Genomic DNA, 10130 nt, shown 5'->3' with positions numbered 1-10130 from the left:
TTCGTCGAAAGCACCGTGAACACCGTCGTTGGCAAGCGCTTCAGCAAACGTCAGCAGATGCGATGGTCCAAACGGGGCGCTCATCTGATGCTTCAGACCCGCCCCCGAACGCTCGATGGAACGTTGCGCGCGAAATTCGAGCACTGGTATCCGGGTATGAAGCCCGGCAAAGAAAACAGAATGACAGCTTAGTTGCCCCACACTTTGCGGTGCTCTCGATCTCGACGGCGCGCCCGCGGGGCGAGATGGCGAAGAGGCGGTGGGTCGGGCCGTTCTGGTCGAAGCGGATGAAGTTGGTAAGGTTGGTCATTGTGCTGTTCTCCGTGTTGGATCGAATTGACAGGGACAGGAGAAAAGGCCAGGAGAAGCGCGGCCGCACCCGAAGGGCCGCAGCGAAGCAGAGGACGGTCCGGAACGGAAAAAGCGGAGGGGCCGCCTGCAAGGTGGAAACCGTCTTTTTTCGAGAGAGGAGCGTTGCGGGCAAGCGCCGGCCTTATGGTCCCTCAGTCAATTGATCCGGCGACACGGGAACGCTCCAAAATGACTGGCAGCCATCATACACGCCGATCACGGCATATGGGGCAAGTCGAGGCTTTGCGGATGGGCCGTTTGTGAACAAGCTCTGCGCGTGATCCGAAACGCTGCCCCCTGCTTCAGCTGAGACCTATGACGCCATCAGATGAACAGAAAGTTTGCGACGGAACCTCTTATTGCCGCCCTTCGCTCAACCCCGCGACCTCATCACCATTCTTAGACAGATACTTACGCAAATTTGAACAATATTATGTAATGAAGCCCAACCTAAAAGCGTTTGCAATCGCCTGAGGCCGCGTAACAGCGCCTAGCTTTCGATGAACGTTTGCAAGATGGCGATCGGCTGTGTGTTCCGATATGTTTAAGATCATTCCGATTTCCCATTCTGTTTTGCCAGCGGCCACCCATTTGAGACATTCCAATTCGCGTGGAGATAGCGAGGCTCTTTGACGCTCGGATCGAATGTTGTTCAATGTCATTGCCTTTGTAACTGCGTAAGTACTTGCTAGCGCTACCATACCGCGTTCGGATGGAGACAGTTCTGCGTGTTCTCCGGCAAGCGACACGGCCGCAACAAAGTCTGTCGTCCAAAGTGGCACCGCGAAGCCTTCCCTTAATCGAAATTCAGTCGCCTCGTTTAGAACCCGTCGACCGACCGTCCCGACAGGAGCATGAGATGAGTTCTGTATCTCTGACCATAGAAACGGAACAGAACTTCGCTTGATTCTCTCAATAACTGGGTCAACTTCGACATACCGGTTGTTAATGTAGCGTTCGAGCCAGCCGGGATCGAAGCCTGAAAGCAGAAAGCGGTCTTTGAGACTTGCTTTTGTCTCTCTGCCACCAGGCATCGTTCCGGCAATCAAGCAGTCTAGGCCGAATTTTGATGTGAAGTTGGTAAGCGCATGCATAAGACTACTAAATGTTTGACATCTGTCAATTTGAGCAATGACCTCAAGGGTTTTATCGAAATCGCTCACGGTCGCCTCTCCCCCAAGTGGCGTTAATAGGAATACACACCCGACTTTTCATTAATTATTTGTAATTTGACTATGCTAGTATATATTGTAAATATACTAATTTAGATATTTTTTTAATAAACGTGCAATTTATTCAACGTTTTTGCATTGTAACGTAAATGTGACCCCTTGAAGGGGATGAGAACAGCTTTTTCTCACGGCTACCCACTATAAACTCGAATCGAGAAAGATGGCGGGTTTGACCTGCCCCCTTGCGCCCCACGTTCAATTCGAGAGTCTGCGGGTTATTGCAATGCTCTCAACCTCGAAAATCGGATTGCGGCCGGGCTGACTTGGATGTACCAAGTTCGAACCTAATTCTTGAAGTTCTTGAGGATTGGAACAAGCAACTTCGGCATATTGAGATTGATTTCGAGGAGCCGCAGCCATGAGCGGCTCCGTCGTATCCCACCATCCCGAACGGGATTTTCCAAAGGCTGCCCGTGCCTGAAAGCCGGATCGGCGTAAAAGAAGGCCGCCGGTCTCGATCCGCTTCAGCGATGATGAACGGCGGTTGCTGGCCTCTCATGCGGGAGACAAGCCGCTCAGCACCTATGTCCGGGATTATGTGCTGCGTGCGCATAAGGCCAAGCGCAGGCCACGCCGGAAACAAGCTACCGCTGATCAAAAAGAGCTGGCTCTACTTCTGGCCCTGCTGGGCCGCTCGGAGATTTCGCCACTGCTGCGTGAGGTCCTGTCCTGTGCCGAAACCCGCAAGCTTTTGCTGGATGAGGAGATCAAAGCGGAGTTGCGGCAAGCTTGCGCCGATATCGCCACGATCCGCACAACCTTGATCCTGGCCCTCGGTCTCAGAAGCGGTGCGGTGTCATGATCCTCCACGACAATCAGCGCGGCGGCGCGCGGGATTTAGCCGTGCATTTGATGAAGCCGGAAAACGAGCGCGTCGATGTCCATGAACTGCGCGGCTTTATCGCCGATGACCTTCAGGGCGCGTTTCAGGAATCCTACGCGATCAGCCGGGCCACCAAATGCAAACAGCATTTGTTCTCGCTCAGCATCAATCCGCCGGCCTCCGCCGAACTCACGCCGGAGGCTTTTGTCGATGCGGCGGATCAGGTGGAAAAACGTCTCGGTTTGGAGGGACAGCCCCGCGCCATTGTGTTTCACGAAAAGCGCGGAACGGACGGCGAACTTCGCCGTCACGCTCATGCTGTCTGGTGCCGGATTGATGCCGAGACCATGACGGCAAAGCAACTCTCCTTCAGCCATGAGAAACTGCGCGAGGTCTCGCGGGAACTGCATATCCAGCATGACCTGCAAATGCCGCCCGGCTTGATCAATTCCCATGAGCGCAACCCGCGCAACTTCACGCTGGAACAATGGCAGCAATGCAAACGGGCCGAAAAAGACCCGCGCGCGGTGAAGGAAGCGTTTCAGGATAGCTGGGCCACCTCGGATTCAACCACGGCCTTCGCCCATGCTCTGGAAGAGCACGGCTATTTCCTAGCCAAGGGACGGCGCGGCCATATCGCCGTCGATTATCAGGGCGAAGCCTATGCCGTCTCCCGTTATGTCGGGGTGAAGGCGAAAGATGTCCGCGCCCGTCTTGGCGATGCCAAAGAGTTGCCGTCTGTTGAGGAAGCCCATGCCAAGGCCGCACAGCAGGTCACGGATCGGTTGAAGGAGCTCGAAGCGGAACAGCGCAGGGAGTCGGAGCAAAAGCGTCAGCAGGCACTTGTCGAGCGGGAGCGACTGAAGGCCGAACAGGCCAAAGAAGCCGAACGCCTGCGCCGACAGCAGGACGAACGGCAAAGACTGGAAGAGGAAGCACGCCAAGCGCGCATCCGTCATGGCCTGTTTGGGCTCTGGGATCGCCTGACGGGTCGCCGTCAGCAAACAGAAACACAGAACCGGCAGGAAGCCGAACAGGCACAAGAGCGGGATCGCAAACAGGCAGATGAGCAGGCCAGGATTCAAGCCGCCGAGGCACAGGCTCAAAGGGAACAGGCGAAGATTGCTCGCTCGCCGCATATCGAAGCCGTCAGAGAGCTGCGTACGGATATCAGGCAGCTCAGCCCGCACTTCTCCGCCAATGCCGACGAGCGCAGCAAAGCCTATATCGAGGAACAGCGAGCCAAGGCGAATATGCCTCGGCGCAGCCGGTCACGCGATGGACCAAGTTTTGATCGGTAGACGTTGCGCGCAACATGAGGCGTTGCACCAGCCCAACCGTCTCCGGGCTTGGGCCAATCTCTTTCCTCCTGACCTGATCAGCGTCAGCCACCGCCCCATCAGGCCTTCATGGCCGGAATGGTGTGCGGACGGGCCGAAAGGCCCTGATGGTCGGGGCCTCCTTGAGCACTCAGGAGGAAAGAATGACCCTTGTCACCCGTTCAGAACTGACTGGCCTACGCATCGATGAATTGCGCGGCCTGCTGCACCAAATCTTCAACACTTTGGCCAACACCGCTCCGGCAAGCCTTCAGCATCGTGAGGCGCTAGCGTCACTGGAAAATATTCAGGCTGAGCTGCGTTCACGCGATCCCTCGCCATAGGGTCTAGCCAGCGTCATGCCCTTCAGAAACTTTGATCTTCGATCCAGTCCTCGCGTGCGTGGCGTACGCGCACGATCAAAATGCTGCTGTCATCTTCGATGCGGTAGAGAATGATATGGGAGCCGTGCGGATGAACACGAATTGGCGGCGATAGCTCTGTCCGCTCTCGTGCGAGATAGGGATTGTCTGCCAGAAGATCGAACACATCCCCGAGTTCGGCGTGATAGCGTTCGGCCTGTGCGATCCCAAACCCTTCAACGCCTGCGATGTAGATTGCAATAAGATCGCCTTCGGCCTTGCGGGTCAGTCTATAGGTCATCACCCGCCGCGCCGATGCCCGCCTGTTTGCGGGCCGCCTCCAGTATATCCTGCATATTGCGTTCGCTTACACCGCTGGAGAGACCTTCATCGACAAGCCTTTGCATCTCGGCGATCTTGGCCTTGCGCTCCTGATCGTGACGGATCAGATCGCGGACATAATCGCTGGCGTTGGCATAGCGCCCGTTTTCCATTTGCGCCTCGACCCATTTCTTCATGGGATCGGGCAGCGATACGTTCATGGTTGCCATGATGGAACCTCCTTTTGATCCATTATGACAGATATTGGCAAAGATTGCCATTGAAATCCCATATCGCTATCCAGTGTCGGAGTGCGCGCCACCAGCGGCATTATCGCCCGAACAGGTCGAGTTGTTCATTCGGTAGCGTGTCCAGCGTATTGAGATGGGCAAAGCCATTATAGAGATGTGCGAATTTGAGGCTCATGGCCGTGTGAATATCCGCGCAATCCGGTCTGGCCATGCCGATGGGAAATGCATGGCGGTATTTCCGCAGTTCACAAACTACCTCGCGATACCGCGCCAGATCGGCAGCAAGATCGCGTAGCACCGCGTCTCGAATATTGCGCAATGCTGCCGAGCGCTTTGGTTCCGCCCGTCGATGCGCCTCCTCGATCCGTTCGGCAAGATAGCCCTTATAGTCCCGCTCCAACGCATAGGCACGTATCTGCTTCGGTGTCGGGATCGGTCCGCCAAGCACGTAATACCACGGATGGCCGGGGCTATAGCCGCCAATGGGCATGAGGGGAAGCTGAGGTTTCATGGCTTCCGCCCTCATGCGCAGCGATAGACAAGATGCTGTCCGGCGATCTCGGTAGCGGAATAATCCACCTCCAGGTCGCGGGCGATCGCGTCATAGTCGATATAGAATTGCAAATGTTCGGGGATATCACCGAACAACCCTTCATCAACAAACAGCTCCGCCAATTCGCGCATGCTGTCCACGACATAGAAATCGACCTCGAAATCATCCACATCGTCCCCCGCCGGATCGAAGGCATAGCCGCATTCACCAACGGCAATGATAAAGGCTCGTTTTTGGTGTTCGTCCCAGTCATCGATCGCCGCGAAAAGCGCGCCGATATTGCTCTGGTTAAGGCCAAATGCCTGCGCCAGCGCGCAATCGATGTCCTCGCCGTCAATGAACTGAATTTCGAATTCTTCGACTTGATCGCTGTAAGCATTTACGGCTTTCACCGCGCGTTCTTGGTATTGCTCGATCGTTCCGAAATAAAAGCCTTCTGCCGAAATGTCGTAAGGCTGGGCGTAGAGTGTTGTGGTCATCCTTTTCTCCAGAATAAATAATGGGTTGCACATGCAACCCTGCTTCCGGTCGAGGATGGGGTACGGGGGTAGATATGCAGGTGCGGCGGGCCGGGCTGCGGGATGAGCGGATCATACTGATCTGCGAAGGACGCGGCTCTGTCCGTCCAACAGGCTGCTTGTTGAGGGCGTAGGGGCAAAGCCCCTCGGCCCGATATCTTGCATCAGGGATCGAAGCCGGATGGCCAAGACCGCTTGCGGGCTTGGTTCACGAGAGCCCGCCCGGATGCCAGACAATTGAACACATCGGACTTGAAGTCAGCAAAAAACTCAAAACGTCAATTTATACTTATATTCTCAAATGAATTATGTTTAAATAGGACTAGAATATGAAATTTTACTATGTATAACTAATTTTATTGTCTGAACAAATTGCGAAAAGACAAATAAAATTAGTATTTTATGTGTGTCTTCGAGCCAAATGAGAGGGAAGATGGCTCGAAAAATGGGGGACAGCATGAAACGGATTGCAATTTTCTGCGACGGCACATGGAATGCGGCCGATGCACCACATCCCACAAATGTCGTCAAACTGGCGCAAGCCGTGAAACGAACAGCTTCGGACGGCACGACACAGGCCGTTTGCTATGTTCAAGGTGTCGGGACGGGTGAAGGAACCGGGCAGTTCAGCCGGTTCATTGATAAGGTCGGCGGTGGCGCTTTTGGCTGGGGTCTGACGGAGAATATTGAGGACGCCTACCGGGCGCTTGTATTCCTGTACGAACCCGGTGATGAAATCCACATCTTTGGGTTTTCGCGCGGGGCCTATACGGCTCGATCGCTTGCCGGTTTGATCCGCTCTTCTGGCATCGCAGATGCGCGTCACGTCCAGCGTATCCCGGAACTGATCGAACGATATCGCTCTCGTGATAAGCAAACACACCCCGATGACGAAGAGAGCTTTAGGTTCCGCCACGAACTTGCGCCTGATTTGTTTACAAGCGAAAAAGAAAAGTCATGGCGGGAAAAGAATGGTTTTCCATCGGGTATCCGACTTCAACTTACCTACGTTGGCGTTTGGGATACCGTCGGCGCCCTTGGCGTGCCGAGCTATTATGGGCCGCTCGCCAAGGTCTTCAACAAGAAGTACCAGTTTCATGACACGCAGTTATCGAGCAGTGTCAAGTCGGCGCGACATGCCGTCGCCATTGACGAACGTCGGGAGACGTTTCCAGCAGCTCTTTGGCAAAACATAGACAAGCTGAATGCGACGGCAATGGCGGAAAACGGCGACAAAACTGCTCCGTATCAGCAACTCTGGTTTCCAGGTGACCATGGCTCCATAGGTGGCGGCGGGGATATCGTTGGTCTCTCTGACAATAGCCTGCTTTGGATCGCAGAAGGCGCTGAAGCACAGGGACTGGAATTTCTTCCTGATGTCGTTGGCGCATATAGGAAGAATTGTGACTACCGGGTTTCGCTTAGCAACCAGTCAACACCGCCTCGTGGCTTCTTCAATCGCGTAACCCGCCTTCAAATGAAAGATCGAGAGAACGAAGGGGGCTTTGCCGTACTCAGCCCTGCTGCCGTTGATCGCTGGCATGAAGCAAAAGAAAACCTCTATGAGCAAGAACCGTACCGCCCGGGAACATTGAAAACCTGTGAGAATGAGCTCGCAGCATGTCGTCCAACTCACGGTGAATAGTTTTTGACTTCACAGGAACGTTACCTAGGAGTTGGCTAATGGACCCGATTGCAACATCAATGAATATGCGCACACAGGAAATTGTGTTCGCGTTATTTCAGTTGATTGTCTTAGCCCTCGTTTTAGAGCGTGGACTGTTCATCGCTTTTGACGTCAAATACTGGCGTGACCGCATCAATGGCGGCACGAAGGCGATTGTAACGATTGCGTTGGCATTCCTGATCTGTTGGCGCTTTAGCTTCGATCTCATGGCCCGCGTACTTGATATGTCAGACGCTTCAACACTCATTGGCATATCGATCACGGCATTCATCGTTGCCGGGGGTAGTGCTGGCGCAATGCGACTGATGCAAGATTTTCTCGGCCTCAGCCGTACCGCGCGCGATGCCGCAAAAGCGGAGCAGACAGCCAAGAAAGAGAGGGCAGAGGCAGAGCGGATCGAAGCGGAAACTCGCAAGAGAACCGCGACGATCTAGAGGAATAACCCTGCTCAAGAAGTATAGCGCCGAAAGCACGATGACCCCGATGGCCTCGATTGCTTTTCTATTCCTGAAGGAGAGATCGCATGGGAATTGAAATCAAAGCACATATGATCCACCTAAATGGTCAACCGGTGCCCTACATAGCCACCCCAAACAGAAGTTCGGGAACGATGGCTCCCGATGTCTTAGTGTTTCACGACACAGCCGGACGTCTCGAAAAAGGAAACTCTGTCTCCTGGTTGACAAATAAAAGGGCAAAGGCATCTGCTCATGTGGTTGTTGAGCGCGACGGATCAATCGTGCAACTGGCCCCTCTCAATGTCCGCTGCTGGCACGCTGGAAAGTCAAGCTTCGACGGCCGCCCTTCCGTGAACAATTTTGGAATAGGGATCGAAATCGTAAATCCGGGAAAACTCACCGGAAACCCCGACGCCAAAAGAGCCAGAGCATGGTTCGATGAATATTATAGTGTTGCGGATGATGCATTGGAATATGCATCGACACCGGCCCATGGTTCAGGATGGTGGATGAACTACTCGGGCGCGCAAATCGAAACATTGGTTGGGCTAGCATGCGCTATCATAGAAAAATACCCGGGCATTTCATCTCCCCATAAGATGACGACACATTGGTATATCTCCCCAGGGCGAAAGGTGGACACCAATCCTCTTTTTCCTCTGGACAGAATAAGATCTAGATCATTCGGGCGCGCTAGCGAGCAGAGCAGCGAAGGGGGAGTTTGCGTGAGAGCCTTAACAGATGTGAATCTCCGACGATGGCCTTCGAATCACAACAATGTTATTGCGATCGTGCCCAAAGGGACGCCTTGCGAGGTCCTTCGGTCAGGTATCTATGCAGATGGTTTCCCAGAAGCTCGCTGGCATCTCGTAGAAACGACGCTTGACGATGTCCTGCAACAAGGATGGGTCCACTCTGACTATACCGTTGAGGTTTGATATTAAACGTTGAACGTCAAAACGGACTTTTGTATTTGTTTTAGCTTTTTTCAGAATTCTCATATTTCAGATTGCAGCTTAATTACCCTCCCCATCAAGTTCCAAGAGATTCATATCTCGAAACCATTTGAAAGCAAGAATATATGTTTCGCCGTTTGACTGATTGAACTCCGCATTTATGTCTACTAATTTAACGTTCAAATTTCCAGTTAAGCGACCAGCCTGAACTATATTAATCTCTCCGTAATATATCTCTTCTAAAAAGAAAATTTGATTATTGTTTCGATCATCTATTTCTTTTCTACATTTATCTCCAGAAGATATCTTTCTGTATACTAATTTAGATTGATCCGTAAAGTGGATCTTCATTTTTCGAATATTTTTAACTTCAACTTCAATTACGTATTCCGCTTCGGCCGATATTGCTATCGAGGAGATGAATCCAGATAAAAGGCCCTTTGCAACAGATCCGGAAACAATGATTTTTCTTCTCGCATTTGACCCAATTTGAGGCCCCGGTGAGTCACTTATTATTACATCACCAAGCTGGTGGCTTTTGGTAATACCACATAGCTTTTGAACGACTTTAAAATTCTCGGACCCTTCAAATCGCTTGGGTACATAATAGAGCGCCCCTAATTCGATGTCTGGCGGGTCCCAGCGTTTCTCATCCGAGAGCGAATTCGAATAAAATGCGGAAAGGAAATACAAATTTTCCGAGCTTGACGCTGGCCTAGGTCTCCTATCGTATATTGCGATTGGAGGACTGGGGAGTTGTATATTCTTGTCTCTCCAATTGTCGACATAACCAACGACCAAATCACCTCCTTGGTTACCAATAGAATCCAGCACGGAAAGCCGTTCGTAGTGCTGGCCCAGCGTCTCAAGCTTAGCTGCTTGAGTTAACACGCAGGATGAAAACAACGAGATTAAACAAAGAGATAGTGATATCTTTAGCCAGTACACAACCTATTCTCCATCAACAAATACCAATTTTTTTAATAATACTACTTTATTATAATATTAAAAATTATAAGTCTATAAAGTTTTGGTGTTCTTTGCAACTTTTACAATTTCATTGATTATCTAAAGCCGCGATCTCAATCTTCCCTAAACGCTCTTCTGAGCTGATCGCTCAGTGGCTTGACCAAGTAAGACAACGCGGTGCGTTCGCTTGTTGGTATGAATGCCTCGGCAGGCATGCCGGGTACCAGCCTTTTACCCTGTGACCTGCCACTGAATTTTCATCCGGCTGCGATTAGAGCCTGGGCGTTTTTTGAACTGCCCCAGGTTTCTGGACCAGCGGAGGCTGGAGTT

The 10130-nt window shown here is 52.3% G+C and carries 12 protein-coding genes and 1 pseudogene; 7 read left to right on the top strand and 6 right to left on the bottom strand.

Going from position 1 to position 10130, the window contains the following annotated elements; translation table 11 throughout:
• Positions 1-192, top strand: a pseudogene (locus tag FJU08_RS22320) (ISKra4 family transposase); the annotation flags it as partial.
• A 590-nt stretch (positions 193-782) separates the two neighbouring features.
• Here the strand turns inward: FJU08_RS22320 and FJU08_RS22315 are convergent.
• The gene (locus FJU08_RS22315; RefSeq protein ID WP_141151248.1) at positions 783-1514 is read right to left on the bottom strand and encodes a LuxR family transcriptional regulator; all 732 of its coding nucleotides are present in this window, start codon (positions 1512-1514) and stop codon (positions 783-785) included.
• Between the two features lie 553 nt (positions 1515-2067).
• Between FJU08_RS22315 and FJU08_RS22310 the strand changes: the two genes are divergently transcribed.
• The 3 genes from FJU08_RS22310 (at position 2068) to FJU08_RS22300 (ending at position 4069) form a co-directional block, all read left to right on the top strand.
• Entirely contained in the window at positions 2068-2385 is a 318-nt protein-coding gene (locus FJU08_RS22310; protein ID WP_141151247.1) for a hypothetical protein, read from the top strand.
• A gap of 50 nt (positions 2386-2435) precedes the next feature.
• On the top strand, positions 2436-3707 hold the full coding sequence (locus FJU08_RS22305) for a relaxase/mobilization nuclease domain-containing protein (RefSeq protein ID WP_407943732.1): 1272 nt from the start codon (positions 2436-2438) through the stop codon (positions 3705-3707).
• Positions 3708-3889: 182 nt separating this feature from the next.
• Complete coding sequence (locus FJU08_RS22300; RefSeq protein WP_141151245.1) at positions 3890-4069, top strand: hypothetical protein; 180 nt, start codon at positions 3890-3892, stop codon at positions 4067-4069.
• A gap of 22 nt (positions 4070-4091) precedes the next feature.
• Here the strand turns inward: FJU08_RS22300 and FJU08_RS22295 are convergent, their stop codons facing one another.
• From FJU08_RS22295 to FJU08_RS22280, 4 genes are all read right to left on the bottom strand, one after another.
• Positions 4092-4388, bottom strand: coding sequence for a type II toxin-antitoxin system RelE/ParE family toxin (locus FJU08_RS22295; protein WP_141151244.1), 297 nt, complete (start codon positions 4386-4388; stop codon positions 4092-4094).
• On the bottom strand, positions 4378-4638 hold the full coding sequence (locus FJU08_RS22290; RefSeq protein WP_141151243.1) for a type II toxin-antitoxin system ParD family antitoxin: 261 nt from the start codon (positions 4636-4638) through the stop codon (positions 4378-4380). The genes FJU08_RS22295 and FJU08_RS22290 overlap by 11 nt, the downstream gene beginning before the upstream one ends.
• A 100-nt stretch (positions 4639-4738) precedes the next feature.
• The gene (locus tag FJU08_RS22285; RefSeq protein ID WP_210245306.1) at positions 4739-5170 is read right to left on the bottom strand and encodes a hypothetical protein; all 432 of its coding nucleotides are present in this window, start codon (positions 5168-5170) and stop codon (positions 4739-4741) included.
• Between the two features lie 11 nt (positions 5171-5181).
• The gene (locus FJU08_RS22280; protein WP_141151242.1) at positions 5182-5691 is read right to left on the bottom strand and encodes an antirestriction protein ArdA; all 510 of its coding nucleotides are present in this window, start codon (positions 5689-5691) and stop codon (positions 5182-5184) included.
• A gap of 496 nt (positions 5692-6187) precedes the next feature.
• On the opposite strand from FJU08_RS22280, the gene FJU08_RS22275 reads away from it, so the two are divergent.
• The 3 genes from FJU08_RS22275 (at position 6188) to FJU08_RS22265 (ending at position 8813) form a co-directional block, all read left to right on the top strand.
• Positions 6188-7375: a DUF2235 domain-containing protein gene (locus FJU08_RS22275; RefSeq protein WP_181410002.1), complete on the top strand. Its 1188-nt coding sequence runs from the start codon at positions 6188-6190 to the stop codon at positions 7373-7375.
• Positions 7376-7413: 38 nt separating this feature from the next.
• Positions 7414-7851, top strand: a complete 438-nt coding sequence (locus FJU08_RS22270) for a hypothetical protein (RefSeq protein WP_141151240.1) — start codon at positions 7414-7416, stop codon at positions 7849-7851.
• 89 nt (positions 7852-7940) lie between these two features.
• Positions 7941-8813, top strand: a complete 873-nt coding sequence (locus tag FJU08_RS22265) for an N-acetylmuramoyl-L-alanine amidase (RefSeq protein WP_141151239.1) — start codon at positions 7941-7943, stop codon at positions 8811-8813.
• 78 nt (positions 8814-8891) lie between these two features.
• On the opposite strand, the gene FJU08_RS22260 is transcribed toward FJU08_RS22265, so the two are convergent.
• Positions 8892-9779, bottom strand: coding sequence for a hypothetical protein (locus FJU08_RS22260; RefSeq protein WP_141151238.1), 888 nt, complete (start codon positions 9777-9779; stop codon positions 8892-8894).
• Positions 9780-10130: the final 351 nt, after the last annotated feature.

Source organism: Martelella alba, assembly GCF_006516955.1.
Classification (GTDB): domain Bacteria; phylum Pseudomonadota; class Alphaproteobacteria; order Rhizobiales; family Rhizobiaceae; genus Martelella; species Martelella alba.
Note: the sequence above shows the minus strand (reverse complement) of the source record. Positions and strands in the feature narration are given on the sequence as shown.

What these genes read in the sequence shown, in the direction of transcription:
- FJU08_RS22305 (WP_407943732.1), top strand. Translation starts at nt 2,436, where the DNA reads ATGAAGCCGGAAAACGAGCGCGTCGATGTCCATGAACTGCGCGGCTTT.
- FJU08_RS22300 (WP_141151245.1), top strand. Translation starts at nt 3,890, where the DNA reads ATGACCCTTGTCACCCGTTCAGAACTGACTGGCCTACGCATCGATGAA.
- FJU08_RS22295 (WP_141151244.1), bottom strand. Translation starts at nt 4,388, where the DNA reads ATGACCTATAGACTGACCCGCAAGGCCGAAGGCGATCTTATTGCAATC.
- FJU08_RS22290 (WP_141151243.1), bottom strand. Translation starts at nt 4,638, where the DNA reads ATGGCAACCATGAACGTATCGCTGCCCGATCCCATGAAGAAATGGGTC.
- FJU08_RS22285 (WP_210245306.1), bottom strand. Translation starts at nt 5,170, where the DNA reads ATGAAACCTCAGCTTCCCCTCATGCCCATTGGCGGCTATAGCCCCGGC.
- FJU08_RS22280 (WP_141151242.1), bottom strand. Translation starts at nt 5,691, where the DNA reads ATGACCACAACACTCTACGCCCAGCCTTACGACATTTCGGCAGAAGGC.
- FJU08_RS22275 (WP_181410002.1), top strand. Translation starts at nt 6,188, where the DNA reads ATGAAACGGATTGCAATTTTCTGCGACGGCACATGGAATGCGGCCGAT.
- FJU08_RS22270 (WP_141151240.1), top strand. Translation starts at nt 7,414, where the DNA reads ATGGACCCGATTGCAACATCAATGAATATGCGCACACAGGAAATTGTG.
- FJU08_RS22265 (WP_141151239.1), top strand. Translation starts at nt 7,941, where the DNA reads ATGGGAATTGAAATCAAAGCACATATGATCCACCTAAATGGTCAACCG.